The organism is Cutibacterium sp. KBN10P07758 (genome assembly GCF_050286205.1).
Taxonomy (GTDB): domain Bacteria; phylum Actinomycetota; class Actinomycetes; order Propionibacteriales; family Propionibacteriaceae; genus Cutibacterium; species Cutibacterium acnes.
The window spans coordinates 2,038,134-2,057,717 of record NZ_JBNNQV010000001.1; the positions used below are offsets into that span (position 1 = coordinate 2,038,134).

20 protein-coding genes and 3 riboswitches are annotated in these 19,584 nt (G+C 61.8%); of the genes, 4 read left to right on the top strand and 16 right to left on the bottom strand.

From position 1 onward, the window contains the following. Positions 1-34: 34 nt before the first annotated feature. Genes ACOYO3_RS10050 through cobT form a run of 3 tightly spaced genes read right to left on the bottom strand, consistent with a single transcriptional unit; the run spans position 35 to position 3,302 of the window. Positions 35-799 carry a helical backbone metal receptor gene (locus ACOYO3_RS10050; protein WP_002516675.1) on the bottom strand — a complete coding sequence of 255 codons (765 nt, stop codon included), beginning with the start codon at positions 797-799 and terminating at the stop codon, positions 35-37. Next, positions 796-1,635 (bottom strand): adenosylcobinamide-GDP ribazoletransferase, encoded by an 840-nt coding sequence (locus ACOYO3_RS10055; protein WP_002524713.1) that lies wholly within the window; start codon positions 1,633-1,635, stop codon positions 796-798. The genes ACOYO3_RS10050 and ACOYO3_RS10055 overlap by 4 nt, the downstream gene beginning before the upstream one ends. Beyond that, positions 1,632-3,302 (bottom strand): nicotinate-nucleotide--dimethylbenzimidazole phosphoribosyltransferase, encoded by a 1,671-nt coding sequence (cobT, locus tag ACOYO3_RS10060; protein ID WP_002524712.1) that lies wholly within the window; start codon positions 3,300-3,302, stop codon positions 1,632-1,634. The genes ACOYO3_RS10055 and cobT overlap by 4 nt, the downstream gene beginning before the upstream one ends. Positions 3,303-3,383: 81 nt before the next feature. Continuing rightward, positions 3,384-3,499: riboswitch (adenosylcobalamin (AdoCbl) riboswitch) on the bottom strand. 26 nt (positions 3,500-3,525) lie between these two features. Here cobT and ACOYO3_RS10065 point away from each other — a divergent pair. Continuing rightward, complete coding sequence (locus tag ACOYO3_RS10065; RefSeq protein WP_427305872.1) at positions 3,526-4,278, top strand: cobalt-precorrin-6A reductase; 753 nt, start codon at positions 3,526-3,528, stop codon at positions 4,276-4,278. Between the two features lie 19 nt (positions 4,279-4,297). On the opposite strand, the gene cobA is transcribed toward ACOYO3_RS10065, so the two are convergent. From cobA to cobO, 3 genes are read right to left on the bottom strand one after another with little or no spacing between them, the layout of a single operon-like run. Further along, positions 4,298-5,074, bottom strand: coding sequence for a uroporphyrinogen-III C-methyltransferase (cobA, locus tag ACOYO3_RS10070; protein ID WP_002515085.1), 777 nt, complete (start codon positions 5,072-5,074; stop codon positions 4,298-4,300). A gap of 9 nt (positions 5,075-5,083) precedes the next feature. After that, the gene (locus ACOYO3_RS10075) at positions 5,084-7,507 is read right to left on the bottom strand and encodes a cobyrinate a,c-diamide synthase (protein WP_032500604.1); all 2,424 of its coding nucleotides are present in this window, start codon (positions 7,505-7,507) and stop codon (positions 5,084-5,086) included. Further along, a complete protein-coding gene (gene cobO / locus ACOYO3_RS10080) occupies positions 7,507-8,121 on the bottom strand; it encodes a cob(I)yrinic acid a,c-diamide adenosyltransferase (RefSeq protein ID WP_002515069.1) in 615 nt (204 codons plus the stop codon). The genes ACOYO3_RS10075 and cobO overlap by 1 nt, the downstream gene beginning before the upstream one ends. Positions 8,122-8,173: 52 nt before the next feature. After that, a riboswitch (adenosylcobalamin (AdoCbl) riboswitch) is annotated at positions 8,174-8,259 on the bottom strand. 89 nt (positions 8,260-8,348) lie between these two features. On the opposite strand from cobO, the gene cbiT reads away from it, so the two are divergent. Next, positions 8,349-8,945, top strand: a complete 597-nt coding sequence (gene cbiT, locus ACOYO3_RS10085) for a precorrin-6Y C5,15-methyltransferase (decarboxylating) subunit CbiT (protein WP_002515098.1) — start codon at positions 8,349-8,351, stop codon at positions 8,943-8,945. 26 nt (positions 8,946-8,971) lie between these two features. Here the strand turns inward: cbiT and ACOYO3_RS10090 are convergent, their stop codons facing one another. The 5 genes from ACOYO3_RS10090 to ACOYO3_RS10110 are packed head-to-tail and all read right to left on the bottom strand — an operon-like array spanning position 8,972 to position 12,499. Then, positions 8,972-9,661: a DUF4118 domain-containing protein gene (locus ACOYO3_RS10090; RefSeq protein ID WP_002524710.1), complete on the bottom strand. Its 690-nt coding sequence runs from the start codon at positions 9,659-9,661 to the stop codon at positions 8,972-8,974. A gap of 52 nt (positions 9,662-9,713) precedes the next feature. Then, on the bottom strand, positions 9,714-10,550 hold the full coding sequence (locus ACOYO3_RS10095) for an energy-coupling factor ABC transporter ATP-binding protein (protein ID WP_002524709.1): 837 nt from the start codon (positions 10,548-10,550) through the stop codon (positions 9,714-9,716). Next, positions 10,547-11,392, bottom strand: coding sequence for a cobalt ECF transporter T component CbiQ (gene cbiQ, locus ACOYO3_RS10100; RefSeq protein WP_002515095.1), 846 nt, complete (start codon positions 11,390-11,392; stop codon positions 10,547-10,549). The genes ACOYO3_RS10095 and cbiQ overlap by 4 nt, the downstream gene beginning before the upstream one ends. Next, positions 11,389-11,823, bottom strand: coding sequence for an energy-coupling factor ABC transporter substrate-binding protein (locus ACOYO3_RS10105; RefSeq protein WP_002515088.1), 435 nt, complete (start codon positions 11,821-11,823; stop codon positions 11,389-11,391). The genes cbiQ and ACOYO3_RS10105 overlap by 4 nt, the downstream gene beginning before the upstream one ends. Beyond that, entirely contained in the window at positions 11,816-12,499 is a 684-nt protein-coding gene (locus ACOYO3_RS10110; RefSeq protein ID WP_002515090.1) for an energy-coupling factor ABC transporter permease, read from the bottom strand. The genes ACOYO3_RS10105 and ACOYO3_RS10110 overlap by 8 nt, the downstream gene beginning before the upstream one ends. Before the next feature lie 278 nt (positions 12,500-12,777). Here ACOYO3_RS10110 and ACOYO3_RS10115 point away from each other — a divergent pair, with 278 nt between their 5' ends. Next, positions 12,778-13,458: a precorrin-8X methylmutase gene (locus tag ACOYO3_RS10115; protein ID WP_002518758.1), complete on the top strand. Its 681-nt coding sequence runs from the start codon at positions 12,778-12,780 to the stop codon at positions 13,456-13,458. A 92-nt stretch (positions 13,459-13,550) separates the two neighbouring features. Next, on the top strand, positions 13,551-14,777 hold the full coding sequence (locus ACOYO3_RS10120; protein ID WP_002524708.1) for an ATP-binding protein: 1,227 nt from the start codon (positions 13,551-13,553) through the stop codon (positions 14,775-14,777). An 89-nt stretch (positions 14,778-14,866) separates the two neighbouring features. Here the strand turns inward: ACOYO3_RS10120 and ACOYO3_RS10125 are convergent, their stop codons facing one another. The 5 genes from ACOYO3_RS10125 to ACOYO3_RS10145 form a co-directional block, all read right to left on the bottom strand. Continuing rightward, positions 14,867-15,937, bottom strand: a complete 1,071-nt coding sequence (locus ACOYO3_RS10125; RefSeq protein WP_002515093.1) for an ABC transporter substrate-binding protein — start codon at positions 15,935-15,937, stop codon at positions 14,867-14,869. A 1-nt stretch (position 15,938) separates the two neighbouring features. Continuing rightward, a complete protein-coding gene (locus ACOYO3_RS10130) occupies positions 15,939-16,730 on the bottom strand; it encodes an ABC transporter ATP-binding protein (RefSeq protein WP_427305873.1) in 792 nt (263 codons plus the stop codon). Beyond that, entirely contained in the window at positions 16,727-17,746 is a 1,020-nt protein-coding gene (locus tag ACOYO3_RS10135; RefSeq protein ID WP_002515060.1) for a FecCD family ABC transporter permease, read from the bottom strand. Before ACOYO3_RS10135 ends, ACOYO3_RS10130 begins: the two co-directional genes overlap by 4 nt. Positions 17,747-17,835: 89 nt before the next feature. Continuing rightward, a riboswitch (cobalamin riboswitch) is annotated at positions 17,836-18,011 on the bottom strand. An 89-nt stretch (positions 18,012-18,100) separates the two neighbouring features. Next, a complete protein-coding gene (locus tag ACOYO3_RS10140; RefSeq protein WP_002520038.1) occupies positions 18,101-18,238 on the bottom strand; it encodes a hypothetical protein in 138 nt (45 codons plus the stop codon). Between the two features lie 470 nt (positions 18,239-18,708). Beyond that, positions 18,709-19,575: a VOC family protein gene (locus ACOYO3_RS10145; RefSeq protein WP_002524281.1), complete on the bottom strand. Its 867-nt coding sequence runs from the start codon at positions 19,573-19,575 to the stop codon at positions 18,709-18,711. Between the last annotated feature and the right edge of the window lie 9 nt (positions 19,576-19,584).

Genomic DNA, 19,584 nt, shown 5'->3' on the forward strand with positions numbered 1-19,584 from the left:
AACATTGTGGCACATATCGCCGATGCGGCGTCAATCACCTCAATGCCGAGGCGAGGTAGCGACGCGCACCCACCATGGACGGCCCGTACCACGCGAGCTTCTGGCCATCGACAAGACGCACGTCGAGGCCAGGAAAGGCGGATACATCGTCAGGACCGAAGTGGTATGGCTCGTCAGGAAGAATAACGCGATCCGGATGGGCCGCAGCGATGTCAGTCAGCTCGACGTGGGGATACCGGGACTCCCCCGGCAGGTCGACCAACTCTATCCCGACCCGCCTGAGCACATCAGAGATGTAGGTGTCCTTCCCCACGCAGATCCAGGGATCCCGCCAGACCGCCGTCACAGCCGAAAGTACCTCACCGCGGCACGGTTCGCGCCATTCCCGACCGGCTTCCTCCAGCCACTGTGGGCACCTGACGCCAAAGCCTTCCTCGAACAACCTCGTCAAGCTGGAGATGGCCTCCTCAACGGTGTCGATGCGCGTCACCCACACTGCCACCCCAGCCTCGCGTAACAAGGTGACGTCGTGCTCGCGGTTCTCCTCCTGGTTGGCCACCACGAGGTCCGGTCGAAGGTCGATGATCGCCTTGCGATCCGGGTTCTTGGTGCCCCTCACCCTAACCACTTCGTGCCCGACGATTTCTTCGAGATGGGTCGGACGGATGCAGTAATCGGTACAACCCACCAAGACATGTGGACAAGTCATCGCGATAGCTTCGGTAATCGACGGCACTAAGCTCACCACCCGCTGGACAGGTCTCGCTACCGAAGCCTTCACACCAAGATCATCGATCATGACACCACCGCCACGGTCAACGCCGTCAGGACCCAAAACGTCATCTGCGTCACCTCATTAATGCTTCCAAATGTGTCACCCGTCATCCCGGATAGGCGTCGCACTAGGTGATGAATCCATCCTCGCGCGATAAGCAAGGTCAGCGCGGCACAGCTGACCGTTACCAAGCACCACATCCAGCCTCCAGCCACCAATCCGGCTAAGGCACACACGCATCCCAACACCGTGAGGTTGATCGCCGCAGACCTCGGCGTCGTCACTCCCGCAACTAAAGACCCGAACCCGCCCGGACGGGCACACGGCACTTCGGTCATCGTCGCGAGAAGGATCGCCGCACGAGCCAGCGCAGGGCCAAGTCCCACCAGAATCGCCACGCGCCACCATGCCCCCGAGCCAGCTGTCCCAGCCAGACTCACCACAGCGGCCGCGTCAACAAGTAGCAGCAGCACGATACTCATGACACCCATCGGCCCGATATCGGACTTCTTCATGATCATGAGAGCCTTCTCCGGCGCCGCCCGGGATCCCAAACCATCTGCGGTGTCAGCGACCCCGTCGAGATGGAAGCCGCCCGTTGCGCCGGCAAGCCAGCCCAGCGCTAGCACTCCGGCAAGCCACGGCCCGGCCCCCAGTCCCAGGACCAGGGCGACGATCCCTCCCGCCACCACGCCCAGACACAGACCCAGCCACGGGAAGGCGGTAATGGCACGACGGGCTAGTGGACGGTCAATGTCGTTCAGATATGGCCCGGGCAAGATCGTAAAGAGAGACAAAGCCTCAGCAACTCCACGCAGTGGCCCGAGTCTCCCAAGATCCGGATGCTGCTCGTCCGTCATGCCCACCTCTTGGGGATTCCGGCCACACACATCCACACCTCGTCGCATGCTTCCCCGACGGCGGCGTTGAGTCGCCCCAACTCGTCGCGGAAGAGCCGTCCAGCCGGGGTGTCGGGCACGACCCCCATCCCCACCTCGTTAGAGACAAAAATGACGTCACGTCGGGTACCACGGATGGCGCTGGCCAAGTCATTAACGTGGCGTCTTAGATCGTTCTGCCAGGCTTCGTCACCAGGAGCGGCAGCCCAGGCGCCAACCTCGTCAAGAATCCGAGTGATCCACACCCCAAGGCACTCCACCAGCACCGGGGAGTCGTCGTCGGCCAGCAGCACTGAAGCGATGTCGGTGGTCTCGACAGTCTGCCACGTGGCCGGGCGCCGAGCTTGGTGCAGGCGGATTCGCTCCTCCCACTCCGCGTCGCCAGGGTTGCGCTGGGAGGTCGCAACATAGGTGACACGGGAATCGCGAGGCAGCCTCGACTCGGCAAAGGTCGATTTTCCCGAGCGGGCACCCCCAATGACAAGCATCCGACAAGGAGGAACACTCGTCTGGACGGTATCGGGAATCTCGGTTTCCCCGCTCACTTTGATGTCGATGACCTCAGCGTCCTCAAAGGTGGCCATCTCGTTAAGGATGTGAGCGCTTGCCTGCACGATCGGTAGGGTCAGGATAGCCCCGGACCCCTCTCCTAGCCTCATACCAAGGTCCAACAGAGCGGGCAGGCCCAGGGCAGAGGTCGACGCCGTGATTCCTGGCTCGGCACCGGCGTGACTCGTGATGATGAAATCTCGCGCTTCAGGACAGATCGCGGTGGCCGTCAGGGCGGCAGAACAAGCGATAACACCGTCAATGAGCACGGGGATCCGTGACGACGCTGCAGCCAGAATAAAACCGGCCATGGCGGCGTGCTCAAAACCTCCCACCTTCGCCAAGGCCTCAATCGGATGTTTGGCCTCGGGTCGATTAACCTGCAAGGCGCGAGCGACGACTCCGATCTTGTGCTGGTGACGACGATCATCCGACCCAGCTCCCCTCCCGGTCACCTCAGCGGGCGGCAACCCGGTGAAGACGCTGATGAGGGCCGACGCCGGGGTGGTGTTAGCGATTCCCATCTCTCCGGTGATAAGGATGTCAGCCCCCTGCTCGACGGCCGCCACCCCAGTCTCAATACCGACCTCAAGGGCCTCGACAGCCTCGTCAAGGCTCATCGCCGGGCCTTGAGAGATGTCGTCAGTGCCACGACGCACACACCGCTGCCGAATCGGGGCGTCGACCTCGTGGCGGGCTCCGACGTCAGTGATCCACAGCTGTGCACCCATCTGGCGCGACAACACGCTGATCGCCGCCCCACCAGCCGCCATATTGATCATCTGCTGGGTGGTGATCTCCTGAGGATCAGGGGAAACACCTTGCGCCCATACCCCGTGATCACCGGCAAACAGCCCGACAACCGGATGGCTCGGCACCGTCACTGGCACCTGCCCGTACATTCCGGCCAATCGAATCGACAGATCCTCCAACAGCCCTAGCGACCCCTCGGGTTTGGTAAGTAACTGCTGACGGGCTCGGGCCGCCTCCAAGGCTTTCGCATCAGCTCCTCGGATGCCTCGCACCGTGCGTGCAAGCAAGCTTTCGGCGGATAGGGATTCGGGCAGGCGGGCCATCATGCTCCATCGTCGGGGACGCCGCCGCATCCCCCGGGCCTGTGTCCTCGCAGGCCTGGGCGCCGCGCGCGTGCGCCGCAGTGGTCCCACCCCGGTCGGGGTGAGTGAGCGCGGTTCTGGTCTGACTTCGCCCAAGAGGCGTCACAGTGGCGGGACCGTCCCGGATTCACACCGGTGTTCCACCGCGATTGAGGCTCATTGTTCCACAGGCTGGTTTGATGGACTCATGGACGTCCTCATTCTCGGCGGTACGACGAAGGCCCGGCAGTTAGCCACCCGATTGATCGATGAGGGGGTAGACCTGTGCAGCTCGTTAGCGGGGCGCACGAAGTCCCCCCGGCCAGTTCCTGGCCCGACTCGGGTGGGTGGTTTCGGCGGCATCGACGGTCTCAAAGAATTCCTGACTGACAACGAAGTCAAGGTCATGGTGGATGCCTCCCACCCCTTCGCAGCAGCTATGCACGGCCACGCCGCTCAAGCATGCCGCGACCTCAACCTTCCGCTGACACGGCTGGCACCACCAAGCTGGCGTACCCAACCTGAGGCAGCGACCTGGCACTGGGTTGACGACCACGACGGTGCTACTCAAGTCTTAGCTGACTTACCCGACGTCATCCTGCTGACAGTGGGACGCCAACCCGTCAGCCACTACCTGAGACTCGGCCCACGTCGGGTGATCGTGCGCTGCGTCGATGCCCCCGAGGAGGAGCTTCCCGCAGGCTGGAAGGTACTGCGGGAGCGTGGTCCGTTCACCCTCGACCGCGAGCGAGAGATTTTCTCGCAGGGTGTGGCTACCCTCGTCTCCAAGGATTCCGGAGGCACCGGTCTCGACCCTAAACTCAGGTTGGCGGCCGAAACCGACGTCCAGGTCGTCATGGTCTCACGTGGTCCGGCGCCCGGCTGGGGGGATGAGCTCAGTACCGTTGACGACGCAGTGCAGTGGACAGGAAACCACATCGCCACCGTGATTGAGCAGTAATCCCTCACGGAGCACTATTTCAGTGATCAGACGGGACGTGGGCCTGGGTCCCGTCGAGGTCAAGCCCGGCGACATCGCCGACGACGGTGATGGCCGGCGGGTTGATCTCGGCTTCCGCCATGTCTTCGGCTGCCTTCTCGAGGGTCGTCGTCAGAGAACGCTGGGTGGGCAGTGAGGCATCAGCAATAATGGCGACCGGTGTGTCGCCGGCCAACCCGCCGTCCATGAGGCGGGTAGCGATGTCGCCAATGTGGGCCACTCCCATGAGAATCACCAGGGTAGTGCCTGTCTTGGCGATCTGGGCCCAGTCCAATTCGGACCGAGTATCGCCAGGGGCGACGTGACCCGAAACGACGGTAAATCCCTGCACCATATGACGATGTGTCAGCGGAACCCCCATGAGCTCGGGACCGGCTACGCATGAAGTGACGCCGGGGATGATGCGCACCGGAACGCCAGCAGCAGCGCAGGCCTGCCACTCCTCGCCACCGCGACCAAAAACGAAGGAATCGCCGCCTTTGAGGCGCACCACCTTACGCCCAGCTTTGGCGTGCTCGATAAGCAGTTCGTTGGTGCGCTCCTGGGGGACGTAAGGCCCGCGCGGCACCTTACCGACCGGGATCCTCTCGGCCTGGGGATTCTCATCCATGATGGCGGTTGGAGCGAGCCGGTCGTAAAGTATGACGTCGGCCTGGCGAACCGCCTCAAATCCCGCGACGGTCAGCAATCCGGGATCACCAGGGCCACCTCCGACGAGAGTGACGGTGCCGGGAACGAGGTCTGCGGAGTAGATCATTGATATTCCTTAGTTGCGGTGTGCTGTCAGATCGGAGATAGCTCGAGCGAGCTCGGCATGAATATTCGAGTCACGGACTGCGAGTCTGATCCAGGTAGGCCCGAGCCCGGGGAACGTCTCCCCCCGCCTCACAGCGAAACCACGCTCGGCAAGGGGCTGGCGTATCGAATCCCCGCTGAGAGACGATGTGTTGACCAAAACAAAGGGAGCCTCGGAGTCAACAACGCTCAGCCCGAGGCCTTTAAGCTTGTCGACGAGGTCGGCGCGGGCGGCTGGGATGTCATCGCGTAACTGGGTCCGAAAACGTCTAGCCTCTTCGCAGGTGCACGCGATCATGGCTGCAATTGCTGGAGTCGACACCGACCATGGGGTCTGGTGAGCTGCCAACTGTGCGACGAGCTGTGAATCACCGACGACATATCCGGCCCGGATTCCAGCCAGACCGTAGGTTTTTGTCAGGGAGCGCAGGACGAGGAGGTCGTCCATATCGCTTCCAATAAGGGACTGGGACTCATCGGTGGCGTCCATGAAGGCCTCGTCCACAACGAGGACCCTTCCGGGGCGGCGCAGAGCCAGCAGGTCAGTAGCCGGGTGCAGTCTGCCAGTGGGATTCGTCGGGTTCCCGACGACGACGAGGTCGGCATCGTCGGGGACGAGGTCCGGGTCGAGGGCGAACCCATCGGACACGTTAAGGATGTGCCGACCGACGCTAATCCCGGCCGCTCTCAGAGCAGCTTCGGGCTCGGTGAACTGGGGGTGGACGACGATTGCGTGACGAGGTTCGAGGGTGGCGACCAGCGGGAAAGCCTCTGCAGCACCTGCGGTGGGCAGCACCATGTCGGTAGGCACCCCGTGCATGGCCGCCAGGGCCTCGCGACCCGGCGTGGCATCGGGGTAACGGGCCCAGTCATGCTCGGTGGAGATGATGGCGTCGCGAAGCCACTGCGGCGGCTCATTCACGCGCACGTTGACGGCCAGGTCGACCAAACCGTCGGCGATGTCACGATCCCCGTGATGGTTGAGATCGGGCTCAACGACTTGATCACCTCGGCCCTCGTGGAACTTCGTCACCTCGCTGGCAAACCACGCTGCTTGGGTGGGCTGACCGGCCCAGTGCAGGTGCAGGTAGGACGCCTGAATCGTGGGCCGGCCCAGCCCCGCCGGATCTCCCAAAGCCCCCTCGGCGCGGTCGGTGCCGTCGGGCATCGTGATGTGCCACGCCGGGTCGAGGTCGGCCAGCGGAGTCGTCGTGGTGCGGTGAAATTCGTGACCAACGACACTGATGGAGTCACGTGTAGCGACGCGGTACCCCATCGTGAGCCGCTTTGCCATGGCCGCATCCATCGGTAGCACGCCAGCCATCTCGTGCCCGTCAAGGTGACGGCACAGATACAACAACCCGGCGCACTCGGCGACAATCGGCATCCCGGCCTCAGCGTGGGACCGTACGTCGTCCGCCAGCTCCGAGTTGGTTTCCAAATCGGTGGCATGCATCTGAGGAAAGCCGCCTCCCAAATACAGTCCTTGGATGCCGTCAGGAAGGCGCCGATCCGTAAGGGGATCAACGTCGACGACCCGGAACCCTGCCGCTATCAGCATCTCGGTGGTCTCGGGGTACCGGAAGGTGAAGGCCCGTCCGGCGAACATACCCACAAGCGGCGACTCACCGAATGGATGACCTTGCCAGCCGGCGGATTCCAGGGCAGCGGCGGGGTCCCACGGCTCGACGTCGAGGTCGGGGGCAGTAGCAGCCATATCCATAACGGCGTCAAGATCGACGTATTCGGCAATGAGGCCCCCCAGCCCGGCAACCTTGGTCGCGGAGTCTTCCCATTCCCCCGCTGGCACCAGACCGAGGTGGCGCGACGGCACAAAGATCGACTCGGTACGCGGGATCTGACCGAGCACCGGGATACCCAGTTGGGCCAAGCCCCGAGCGACTTCGGCACCGTGACGGGGTGAGGCCACCCGGTTAAGAATCGCCCCCGCAACGGTGACGTCAGGATCGAACGTCGCCAAACCAGCCACGACGGCGGCATGGGTGAGCGAAGCATGCGCGGTGTCAACGACCACGACAACCGGAGTTCGGGTCGTCGTGGCGATCTCGGCGCTGGAGCCACGGCCAGTCCCAAGCTGGCCGTCGAACAGCCCCATAACCCCCTCAATAACCGCAATATCGGCCGGATCAGGGGTGACGAAACCGTGGGCTAGCAGAGGGGCCATGAGCTCGTCACCGCACATCACGGAGTCGAGGTTGCGACCGGGACGTCCACTCGCCATCGAGTGGTATCCGGGGTCGATGTAGTCCGGTCCGACCTTGAAAGGCGCCACCGTCCGGCCACTGGCGCGAAGAGCTGCCATGAGACCGGTAGCAACAGTTGTTTTGCCACCACCCGATGCCGGGGCGGCAATAAGAATTCGTGGAAGGCGCATCACCACTCGATTCCCGCCTGGCCGCGCTGGCCAACGTCAAACGGGTGTTTGATCTTCGTCATCTCGGTGACGATATCGGCCACCTCGACAAGCGCATCCGGTGCTCGACGTCCGGTAATGACGACGTGCTGAGTTCCCGGGCGATTGACCAAAGTCTCGACGACCTCATCGACGTCGAGCCATCCCCAGTCCATTGGGTAGGTGAATTCGTCAAGGAGGTAGAAGTCGAGGGCCTCGTGCGCCAACAGATCAGACACGTGGCGCCATCCTTCCCGGGCGGCCGCCTCAGGGTTCTCCGCAGCATCAAAGGATCGTGTCCAAGACCACCCGGTACCCATCACCTCCCAGGTGACCGGCCCTCCGACGCCGATCTCCTCATGCAGCTGTCCGAGCGCCCGAAGAGCATCTTCCTCACCGACGTGCCAGCGCCCGGATTTCACGAACTGAAAGACCCCAACTCGCCATCCCTGATGCCAGGCACGCAGGGCGGTTCCCATAGCCGCCGTCGTTTTCCCCTTACCCTCACCGGTGTTAACCACCAGCACCGGGCGTAATCGCCGCTGCCTCGTGGACAGTCCGTCGTCGGGTTCGGCACTAGTGCGCGCGTGCGGCATGGATGACCTCCTTCGGGTCCGCGCCCTTGGTACCGCGGCGTTTCCGCGACTTGACTTACGGGATAGACCTGGCTTGCGCTGGGACGCTCACAGTGGCGGGACCGCTCCGGATTCGCACCGAATTCCTCCCCGCGAGTCCCCTTGATTGTGTCACACGGGCTTCGGCTCCCCCACCCCGCGTTGGCCCGGATCCGGGGCCAGCTTGCGCACTGGCCTAGGCTTCACCCATGACCCACGATCCTGATACCTCTCTCCTCGGACGTACCCCCGGCCTGGCCGAGGAGCACTTCGCCCACGACGGGCTCATCACCAAGCACGCGGTACGAGCCGTTGCGCTGGCAGCCCTGCGGCCCATGCCTGGTCAACTGTTATGGGACCTCGGTACCGGAGCCGGGTCAATCGCGGTGGAATGGTGCCGCACTGACCCAACCTGTCGGGCGATCGGGCTGGAACGCAAGGCTGAGCGGGCCGCCAACGCACGTACTAACGCGTCCGAACTCACCCTTCCGGGCCAGTTCGACGTGATCGACGCCGATCTGGCAAAGGGACTGCCCGAGGGGCTTCCTGACCCCGACGCAGTGTTCATCGGCGGTGGAGCCACCAAGGCCCTGGTGAATCAGTGCCGGCCACGACTTCCCATCGGCGGTCGGCTCGTCGTTCACGGTGTCACTATGGAGGCCGAAATGCTAGTGGAGACCCTGCACTGTGACCTAGGCGGTGATCTCATCAGGTTCGGAGTCGAAACCGCCGATGTCATCGGTCGGTTACACGGCTGGAAGCCAGCCCGCACCGTCGTGGCGTGGACCTGGCAACGCACTGAGTGACATGCCCGGCTACCCCCACTGCGGACTCAGCTGATCTGGGAAGCGAGTAAGCAGGCAGCCCGCATCTGCTCGGCGGTGGGACGCACGTGGCGCGATGCCGCCGAGATACGGATGTAACCACCGGCCGCGGGGAAACAGATGAAGCGATCGGTTGGGAATCCCACCCGAGAGGGATCCTCCAGACCGACGTCGGTGCGCATGGCGGTGGCGTCCTGAATGACAGCTTCCCCGGAAGGTGGAGCTCCGTCCACCCAAGCTCCGGCCTCAGCCCCGACCAGACCGGCCAGACGCTGAGCAACCTCGTCACGACTCATGTCTCCCGACCTCGCGTCCAGAGCGTAGGTGACATATCCCTGTCGTCGCTCAGCCAAATCTGAGGCCGTCAGTGCCCACCGCGAAATGCCTGCGATCGCGGCACCAACGACGAAGAGCACAATCGTCACCTCGATGTCGGGACGCGAGGCGATCTTCATGCTCCGGTAGGGGTAGGTGAGGAAGAAATCGAAGCCGATGGCACTAACGACGATAACGAGGGCGTCGACCAACCACGACCCTCTCAGACAAACGATGACAATGACGAGGACGAGCACGAGGGCCGCTGCCGGAGGGACGAAGACGTCAATGAGGGCGCTCAACACCGCACACACGGCGATCGGCACGGCGACGGCGCCGACAAGCAGCGCAGCACTCGACGATGACCTGTTCATGGGGTCCATCGAACCACCGCTGCGCCCGGACTGCCAAGATCGCTGCGCAGCACTTTAACCATCAATTCGAGGGAGCTGGCGAGGGATTGTCGGACAGCATCGCCACGACGTCGTCCATCGTCCTGGGAAGGTCCCGAACACCGAGGCGCCGGGCGAGCTCGAGGGGCCACGGAAGGTGCAGGTGTGCCCGTCCCACGGTGTCGGCATCGGCAAGTAACTCGCCGATCGGTCCTTGGTGCACCTGACCGTCGACAACGACAAGGGCCTCCTGCGCCCACGCCAGAGCCAGGTCGACGTCGTGGGTAGTCATCGCCACCGTTGTTCCATGATCGCGCAGCCGATCCAGGGCCTCCAACATCTGGGTGACTCCAACCGGGTCAAGTCCGGCGGTGGGCTCATCAAGGAGCAGCAGATCCGGGCGCATGGCCACGGCACCGGCAACCGCGACCCTCTTGCGCTCACCATAGGACAGTTGATACGTGGCACGCTCAGCCAGATGACTGGCCCCGAGCAGTTCTAGGGACTCGGAGACCCGGTCACGCACCTCGTCAACTTTGAGGCCCATATTCATGGGGCCGAAGGAGACATCCTGGCTGACATCGGCGCTAAAGAGCTGGTCGTCAGGGTCTTGCAGCACAAGCTGGACGGCTCGACGGTGCTCACGAAGTTGAGCGCGCCCGTAGCTGACAACGATGTCGCCCCTCTTGACGTGACCCTTGGCGGGTTTGAGGGAACCGGACAGGCAGCGCATGAGGGTCGTCTTACCGGATCCATTAGCTCCCAGGATCGCTACGCGAACCCCGGCGCGAAAGGAGACATTAACGTCGGTCAGTACCATAGGACGGCCCGGGTGGGTGGCGTACAGGTGCTCGGTCGACAGCAGGACCTTGGCACTCATCTGAAAATCCTTCCGGTCGTCGTCCAACTGATCACCCACAGGACAGCGATGACGATGACGACGATGATCTTGTATCGCACCGAACCGGTGCGTTTGATGGGCAAGGTGGCCAGCGCGGCCTCGAAGCCGCGATTAACGAGTCCATCGTTGAGACGGTTAGCCCTCGCCCATGCCCGGATTCCGACTGATCCCAGCAGAGCGGCCGTGTTGTTCATGCGCCTATTGAACCCGCCGAATCGTCCGGCCGGGGTATCGCCAAGGCGGGCGTGCTGGGCCTCGCTGGCTGTGACAACGGTATCGAGTAGCACGAAGATGAGTCGGTAGGTCAAAGAGGCGATTTCCAACAACGGATCAGGGATGTGGAATTTCCGAAGCCAGGTTAGGAGATCAACCATCGGCGTGGTGACCGCCAGCACCATGAGGGCGAGGGTGCCGCATACGCCGTGTTCGATCAGGGACATCGCCTGGGCGCTGGAAACAGGTCCGATGCTAAACGCCCCGGCATGCCACCAAACCGTTCCAACCGGGGTGGATCCAAGGCTGACGAGAACGGAGATGCCGCCGATGACGAGAAAGACGAGCGGGGCGACAACTGCCTGCCACAGTACCCGTCCAGCAATGCGGGCTGGCCCCAGGACGACGATCACACTGACGATCCCAGCCAACAGCGCCCCGGGCCAAATACCAGAACCTACCACCGACCTCACCCACCGCGAGGCCTCCATTGACGGAGTGCACAGGGCAGTCAGGAGCAGGGCCGTCGATAGGGCGACTTTTTCCCCGACCGGGCGACGCCGCCAGGGGGAATCCCAGGCGGCGTCGTCGAGAGAGGTAATTGTCATGACTTCGAAGTCGACGTGTCCTCCGAAGAGGTGACGGCGGCCTGCGGCACGTCGTCGACACTGTTGAGGTCGGAGGCGCGCTCAGCCTCCTCACGACCCTTCGTACGGCCACTCATGCGACCCAAGGCATATCCAACTATGCCAGCACCCAAAGCTGCCTGGAGAGCGAAGAGACCGGACTCGACTTCAGAGGAATTCGGCTCGAAGATCGGTTTGATCCACTTCTTGGCGCCGGCCTTCTCAGCGGCCTCGGCGGCAGCGTCGTCAGTTCCCCCGAAGCCTTCCTCGCCGCCGCTAGTCTTCTTGGCACCCAGGACCATGCTGATGATGAAAAGGCCAACCACGAGGACGATGATGACGGGGGTTACCCACTTACTCTTGCTAGTCAGGGAGCTGTCCCGATGGGCCTTAGCAACAGTATTCTCAGGCATGAGCCACCTCCGGGTTGTCATCGAGGACGCCGAGCTGTTTGAGCTGCGGGGCGGCGACCTTGGCAAGGAAACGGAACAACAGGATGCCGACGAGACCCTCTATGAGAGCCAGCGGAACTTGGGTTATGGCGAAGATGCCGAGGAACTTACCGACAGCTCCCCAGAAGCCACCGGTTGCATCCGGGAAGGCAAAAGCCAGCTGGAAGCTAGTCACGACGTAGGTGATGAAGTCGGAGAAGACCATACACAGGAAGATCGCTAACGCGTCAGGCCCGCGAAGTTTCTTGGTGAGCTTGTAAAAGGCGTACCCAGCCCACGGTCCCGCGATAGCCATCGAGAAAGTATTGGCTCCCAGGGTGGAAATTCCCCCGTGGGCCAGGAGCAGGGCCTGGAAGATGAGCACGATCATCCCCAGGAAGGCCATGACAGGCGGTTTGAACAGTGCCGCCCCAACTCCTGTTCCGGTGGGGTGCGAGGACGATCCCGTAACGCTGGGCAGTTTGATAGCCGAGAGCACAAAGGTGAAAGCGCCCGCGGTAGCTAGCAGAAGCTTGTTTTCAGGGTGCTCCTTGACCTCTTTAACGACCCGGTATCCGCCATGAACGACGAACGGTGCAGCTGCGGCATACCAAACCGCACATTGAGCCGGCGAGAGAACCCCCTCAGCGATATGCATGGGGTGTCATCTCCTTTCTCGGGATTCGCGTCCCGTCCTGGAAAGGCCTGACGTGCATGGCAGATCTGACTTTCGAACCGCATAGGGTCGTTCACAGTGGCGCGTCCGTGCCGGCACCTCCCGGCTTCAACCACGTCATCAGGACATTCTCGAGTTGTACGTTAACCAGTTAAACACAGCCGCTCCTAAAGTTGTATCCGAGGGTTGCCTAAGCTTGGTTGCGCACCCGTTACAGCACAATGGTCCGGTGTTACGCTTCCAAACAATCACCACCACAAGTGTTCGCCGTCGTCAGGAGCAGCATCGTGGCCCACGAATACGTCAACAACGGATCCGACATTTACCGCGAGTCCTTCCGTATCATTCGCTCTGAGGCGAACCTGGATCGCTTCCCCACCGACGTTGAGGGGGTTGTCGTCCGCATGATCCACGCCGCTGCCGATCCGGCCATCGCCGATGACATCGCTTTTACCCCGGCAGTAGTGACGGCAGCTCGCAGGGCTTTAGGTGACGGTGCACCAATTCTGTGTGATTCCTCCATGACGGCCACCGGCATTATCCGATCCCGACTGCCTCGCGACAACGAAACGATCTGCTACATCAAAGACCCTCGCTTGGCCGATATCGCTCAGGCGAAAGATATGACGAAGACCTGCGCCGCGGTGGACTTGTGGACCGAGGAAGGCAAACTCGACGGAGCCATTGTCGCTATCGGCAATGCCCCCACCGCGCTGTTTCGAGTGCTTGAGGTGTGCGAAGAGACCGGCGCTCGCCCAGCAGCCGTCGTTGGTATCCCGGTCGGGTTCGTCGGTGCAGCAGAGTCCAAGCAGGCCCTCGTCGACTCAAAACTGGGCTTGGAGTACCTCACCTTGCTGGGACGCCGCGGTGGATCAGCGATCGCAGTGGCCGCCGTTAACGCCATCGCATCGACCGACGAGTTGACCAATAGTCATCGCTGACGGCAGCAAACCGCTCTTTCCAGGACAGCGAATCGTCATTCTAGGCACGGCGTTTTGCTGATTCAGCGGTAGCAAACTGCTACTGTCTTAGCATGCAGCTGTTACAGCGCAACATCACAGCTTGGGTGCAAGAGTTACTGGACATCTCACCAATCGTGGTCATCGAAGGCGCTCGACAGGTCGGCAAATCGACATTGACAGGCATGATCGACAACGCCAACACCACATTCACCACCATGGACGATGACCTAACCCGCACGTTCGCCCATGACGATCCGGCGGGCTTCCTTAGCTCGGCCAAAGAGGGGCGTCTCGTGATTGACGAGATCCAACGTTGCCCAGAGCTCATCCTTCCGCTCAAGGCCGTCGTGGATAACGACCGTCGCCCCGGTCGCTTCGTACTCACTGGCTCAGCAAACCTGCTGAGACTTCCCGGCGCCCAGGATTCTTTGGCCGGACGCGCCATGACCGCCCGGCTACATCCATTTAGCCAAGGAGAGTTAGAAGGGCATAAGGAGGATTGGGTCAGTTGGTTACTCAGCCCGGACCGAAGAAAGGCCCAAGAAGCCGACCGTTCAAACGTCATCACGCGCCTCACAGTCGGGGGATACCCACTCGTTCAGTCCATGTCACCTCGCGTACGAACCGCATGGCTCAAGGACTACGCCAACAGACTGGTCCAGCGAGATGCCTCCGACATGGCACAGACCCGAATCCCCATCCTTGGCCAGTTACTCCAACTGCTGGCGGCTGCCCCCGGGGCCGAGCTGGTCCAGGACAGGCTTGCGCAGAAGCTCAAGGTGACACGCGGGACCGTGGTTCGCTATTCAGATCTCTTGGAATCCTTGTTCCTTATCCACCGTTTGCCGGCGTGGTCCCTCAATCTCACGAAACGACAGATCCAGCGTCCCAAAGTGTTCCTCACCGACACGGGGCTCAACGCCGCACTGTCAAATATGGACGCCGCCCACCTGAGCTCGATGCAGGGTGCCGACCACCTTGGTCCTCTACTCGAACAGTTCGTGGTTTGTGAGTTGCTGCGGCAACAAGGATGGTCGGCAACACCCTTTAAACTTTTCCATTATCGGGATCGCCAAGGTGCCGAAGTAGACATCATCGTGGAGACTCCGACAGGCATTATCGCGGTAGAAGTGAAGTCTGCTGTTGCGGCCACCGCCCGGCACTTCCAGCACTTCAAGGCTCTTCGAGATCGGCTTGGTGACGAATTCCTTGCCGGTATCGTCTTGACGACCGGCACGGGACAAAAAGCCGGCGATCGGCTCGAATCGCTTCCCATCTCCTCACTGTGGTCAAGGTGAGACGGGACTCGGTCACATAGACCGATCGCCGCACAGGACCAACCGAAGCGCCATCCCGGGGGTTATAGCAGCAGGACGGCCCCGATTCCTCAGCCCTCGTGCCCCGGCACGGATGCAGGGATGGTGAGCTGCGGCTTGATTGACGACTTAGGTTCCAACCCCCACTTCTCCAAGCTGACCCGCAGGTGCTCAGCAGCATCAATGTTGAGAGGGCCAGAGGTCCACATGGCGTAGGGAAGGTTCAGGAAGCGCTTCTTCTGCACTGCAGCAAGATTTTTGGTCGCCGGGTTGGATTGCAGGATCTTTACCTTCTCGGAGTAGGGCTGGGCATCGTAATCAACGAAGGCGATGGCGTCGGGCTTAAGTGTCGCCACTTTCTCCCAGCTGATCCTTACCCACGTATCGTTGACATCGTGGGCTGCATTCTGTCCACCCGCAGCATTGATGATGGCCTGCGGTCCGCCCTTATTTCCGCTAGTGAGGACGGTGTCCTTGGCTGAGTCGAACAGCAAAACCACAGGGGTTTTCGCAGCCTTCGGAGCCTTGTTAAGAGCGTCAAGCCGGTCGTCGAGGTCCTTGACCGCCTTTTTCCCGGTCGGTTCATTGCCGGTGAGCTTAGCCAGGTTACTCAGATCTGTGCGAACGGCGTCCCACGGCTGCATGACACCACGGGCCTTCTCACTGCCCTTCTGTCGACAGGATTCGCTGAGCAGATAACTGTCAATGCCCCGCTCATGGAGCTTGTCCGGAGTCAGATTGCCCTCTTCGGAGAATCCATAATTCCAGCCCGCGACGACGACATCGGGCTTGTTGGCGATGATCGATTCCAGCGTCGGATACCCCTTGACAGCCTCATGCAGGTTGTCAATGACATGCGAACCGTACTTGGCAGCAAGAATCGTTTTGTCGTCACCCAGTGAACTTACAGCAGCGATCTGCTTAGCGGCCCCCGCGCTGAGAGCCATGGCGATGATGTTGCCGTCATTGACATAGAGACGCTGGGCGACCTTGGGATACGTCACCTTGTTTCCACAGTTGGTCAAGGTAACTTCGGATGAGCTCTTGGCGTCGTCACCCTTGGAGGTGGATCCACTGCTGCATCCGGCAAGAGCCATGGCTAGGCACGCGACCACGGCGATGGGCAAGCGAGGAATAGACATTTCAGATTTCCTTTCTAGAGGGCTCGGGCAGCGCTGCGGTACAGACGAGTTCCCGGCTGCCTTCAGGAGTGGTGACATGATGCGCAATGACATGGAAAGCCGTCGCCACGTTAGACGGGCTGAGCGCCTCCTCGGCGGGTCCCGTGGCAAGAACCCCACCGTCGGCCAGGACGACCACGCGATCGAAGTGCGAAGCGGCCATGCTTAGATCGTGGATGGTGGCCACGACCGTCCGCCCACTGGCACGCAGCGTCTCCAACAACTGCAACTGGTGCCGAACGTCGAGGTGGTTGGTCGGTTCATCCAACAAGATGAGATCGGCCCCTTGGGCCAGCCCACGCGCGATGACGGCGCGTTGCCGTTCACCGCCCGACAAATGGTCACACCGACGATCGATCAAATGATCCAACCCGACCAAAGCCAAAGCGTCACGAATGATCGCGCGCTCGGAACGCTGCCCCACCTGCCACGGCTTGCGGTGCGGCGTGCGTCCCAGCGCCACCATCTCTCCCAGCAGGAGATCCGGGGAGGGAGACTCCTCCTGCCCAACGAACGCCATGAGCCGAGCCCGCTGCATGGGGGTGTACTGGTTCACGGATTTCCCGTCGAGCAGGACATCCCCGGCATTGACCTTTCTGACGCCGGCGATGGATCGCAACAGCGTGGACTTACCCACACCATTGACCCCAACGATGGCAGTGAGTTGTCCCGCTTCCGCCGTGAAGCTCACGTCGTCGACGATGACGCGATCACCGATCCGGCACTGCACATTGCGAACGTCAAGACACGTCATGATTCACTCGAGAATCGGTATTGGCTGCGACCCATGAGGTACAGGAAGATGGGCGCACCAATGAATCCGGTTACGACGCCGAGGGGCACTTCTTGCGGAGCCGCAATAACTCGCGCACCGACGTCCACCCACAACAGGAACAGGCTGCCCACAGCGGCAGCGATTGGGAGCATCGACCTATGACTGGCTCCCACGAGCAATCGAGCCATGTGGGGGATGACAAGCCCCACGAACCCGATGCCGCCGGAAACGGCCACGAGCACTCCTACGAGCACTGAATTACCGACGAACAGCGCCTTGCGGACGCGCGTGTCAGGTATGCCCAGGGAACGGGCGACGTCGGTGCCGGCCGCCAAAGCATCTAACCACCCGGAGAACGCGATCATGAGCACGGCGATAACAACAGTGACAAGGGCCGCCACCCACAGGCTGTCCCAGGTGGCACCCGCAACTGACCCCAGCATCCAAAACAGCACCGACTGTGCTGCACGCGGGTCGGGACTTCGGAAGACGAGGAAACTCGCCAACGCCGAGAACGCCGAGGACAACACCACGCCCGACAGCACCAACCGAAGCGGCGTCATGCCTCCTTGCGCCATGGAGATGAGATAGACCAATGCAGCTGCCGCCAAAGCCCCTACAAGGGCACCAAGAGTGAGTCGGTGAGTTCCCCACGAAGTGAACATCCCCAAAGCGATGACTGCGGTTGCTCCCACACTTGCGCCAGCCGATACACCTAGCAGGTAGGGGTCAGCCAGCGGGTTCCGCACCAAGGTCTGCATGCCACTTCCAGCCAGGGCAAGACCGGCGCCAACGATGACCGCCAGCAGAGCCCTCGGGGCACGCAGGTCCCAGACGATGACGTCGATTGTCGGATCGGGTCCCGGTTGACCGGTCACCCGAGCGCCCACGGTGTCAAGGACTCCACGCAACGGCAGTGGTTCGGATCCGATGGCCAACGAGATGACGGCACTTACGACGATGAGCACCACGAGGACCAGCAGCAACGGCGCCACCGGTAACCTGCGGTCACGCTCAACCGATCGCCTCGATGAGGGCATGACAGTTCCTTCTTGGTGCGAGGACCTTGATGCGAGATCCGAACGACACAGCGCCGTGCATGGGGGTCTTCGGATTTCGGATCACCCTCGGTCGGCCCTTCCCAGGATCACTCCCAGTGGTTTCGCCGACGTCGTCACCGTCACCGCTGCGCAACAGTCCCGGATTCACACCGGGTTCCTGCGACCTCATCAGGGCCGCACCATACAGACTCATGGAGGATATCAGGGACCTTCATTCCATGCCGCACAGCCCCGTCAACGTACCGGGCCACAGAATCGGCTCGGACCACGAGTTTGTGGGGCGAAAAGCTACACAGTAACCGCGAGGTGCCCACTTCCGATCGCGTCCGAGCCAAGCTCTACCGTGATGCAAACTTTGCGTGAGAGCATGCCGCTGGACGCGAAAGCGTCAGGACGCGTTGTCACCGCACAGATAGTAGAATCCACGATCCGCCATGCTCGTTGACGAAAGCCTCGCAAACAGCGCGTTCGGGCAGCAATTCGCCGTCTTTCCCCCTCAGCCGGCGTCCCCCCGTGACGTCAACGCGCTTGTGTTCCCCATCCTAAGACCCTCATCGAGGTGCTCCAGTGCTGCTTAAATCTCGACTGTGATCGGATCCGGCCCGAAAGTCGCACCTCCGGCGTCAATGCAACAGGCAGCTACAACTGTCGACACTCGACGTGAAACATGGACGCCCGCGAAGGGGTCCCGCTGCCTGCCACAGGAAACCGTCCGCCACGATCCACATCGAAAAACCCCACGCCGCAACCCAGAAAGCTACACTTCAACTCACAGTGCAACTGACACTGCAAAATTTGAAGTGTGAGTTGTAGTGTGACGTTTCCACACTGCAAACATGACCAGCCCGTCATGACGATGAGGTGTGGGGCGTCGCAACACAAGGCCCTCTCATTGCTCACCCCCAGAGGGCGTCACCCTCCCAGGTTCCCGTCGACACCACCGGGACGACCTGCCCAGTGACGACTGACCCCACATGCGGCACACGAGGAAGGTTCGCAGACACGGCCAGAGTCATGGGAATCGAAGTGTCACCCACGATCCGGTACCAGTCCACCCCGGTAAGCACGTTCGTGCGTTTCTCAACTTTCTTGCACACCATCGTCATCTCAGCGACAGCACTGGCCTCACCACGGGTAGCTCGCCCGGCGTTAATCTCCATAAGCCAAGGACTGATCAGGGTTCCGGCGGCGAACTGTAGCTCGCTGCCCAAGGATCCCTCGTGGGAACGCCCGTACTCCTCCTCGGATTCAAAAACCCGCAACATCTGGTTGGCGACCGTGCCCACACGGAGATGCTCAACAAAACGAGGGGTGTCGTCGCCAGGCTCGGCACACAACGGCACCTCGACCGGATCGTCGACGTTGGCCAGGAACCGCGCCACGTGCCTGCGATTCGTCGTCGGCAATGTGAGGACAGACTCCCCGGTGAGCATCGAGGCAAAACCCGCATGGGAATAGATGTCGACTAACGCCACCGCTGGGCTGAATCGCACGAGATCCGCCGGATGCGTCGTCGGGGCGACAAGGGAGGCCATCGTCTCCATCTCGTCGTGACCCTTTTGCTTCATGAGAGCTAGCCGAGCTCCAGACGGATCAGTATAAGCGGCCAGCAAGTCAAATCCGCCGACATCTTCCACACCGACGGCACCAGCCTCAGCCGCAGAGTTGACAAGAGCGTCAAGATCGGGAGCATCGAAGCCCAGGGCATGCAGGTCGTGGGAAATCACCCGACGATGATATGCACCACCAGACGCGCCCGTCATGGTCGAGCG

Coding starts and splice junctions, on each gene's coding strand:
- ACOYO3_RS10050 (WP_002516675.1), bottom strand. CDS start 799: ATGATCGATGATCTTGGTGTGAAGGCTTCGGTAGCGAGACCTGTCCAG.
- ACOYO3_RS10055 (WP_002524713.1), bottom strand. CDS start 1,635: ATGACGGACGAGCAGCATCCGGATCTTGGGAGACTCGGGCCACTGCGT.
- cobT (WP_002524712.1), bottom strand. CDS start 3,302: ATGATGGCCCGCCTGCCCGAATCCCTATCCGCCGAAAGCTTGCTTGCA.
- ACOYO3_RS10065 (WP_427305872.1), top strand. CDS start 3,526: ATGGACGTCCTCATTCTCGGCGGTACGACGAAGGCCCGGCAGTTAGCC.
- cobA (WP_002515085.1), bottom strand. CDS start 5,074: ATGATCTACTCCGCAGACCTCGTTCCCGGCACCGTCACTCTCGTCGGA.
- ACOYO3_RS10075 (WP_032500604.1), bottom strand. CDS start 7,507: ATGCGCCTTCCACGAATTCTTATTGCCGCCCCGGCATCGGGTGGTGGC.
- cobO (WP_002515069.1), bottom strand. CDS start 8,121: ATGCCGCACGCGCGCACTAGTGCCGAACCCGACGACGGACTGTCCACG.
- cbiT (WP_002515098.1), top strand. CDS start 8,349: ATGACCCACGATCCTGATACCTCTCTCCTCGGACGTACCCCCGGCCTG.
- ACOYO3_RS10090 (WP_002524710.1), bottom strand. CDS start 9,661: ATGGACCCCATGAACAGGTCATCGTCGAGTGCTGCGCTGCTTGTCGGC.
- ACOYO3_RS10095 (WP_002524709.1), bottom strand. CDS start 10,550: ATGAGTGCCAAGGTCCTGCTGTCGACCGAGCACCTGTACGCCACCCAC.
- cbiQ (WP_002515095.1), bottom strand. CDS start 11,392: ATGACAATTACCTCTCTCGACGACGCCGCCTGGGATTCCCCCTGGCGG.
- ACOYO3_RS10105 (WP_002515088.1), bottom strand. CDS start 11,823: ATGCCTGAGAATACTGTTGCTAAGGCCCATCGGGACAGCTCCCTGACT.
- ACOYO3_RS10110 (WP_002515090.1), bottom strand. CDS start 12,499: ATGCATATCGCTGAGGGGGTTCTCTCGCCGGCTCAATGTGCGGTTTGG.
- ACOYO3_RS10120 (WP_002524708.1), top strand. CDS start 13,551: ATGCAGCTGTTACAGCGCAACATCACAGCTTGGGTGCAAGAGTTACTG.
- ACOYO3_RS10125 (WP_002515093.1), bottom strand. CDS start 15,937: ATGTCTATTCCTCGCTTGCCCATCGCCGTGGTCGCGTGCCTAGCCATG.
- ACOYO3_RS10130 (WP_427305873.1), bottom strand. CDS start 16,730: ATGACGTGTCTTGACGTTCGCAATGTGCAGTGCCGGATCGGTGATCGC.
- ACOYO3_RS10145 (WP_002524281.1), bottom strand. CDS start 19,575: ATGACGGGCGCGTCTGGTGGTGCATATCATCGTCGGGTGATTTCCCAC.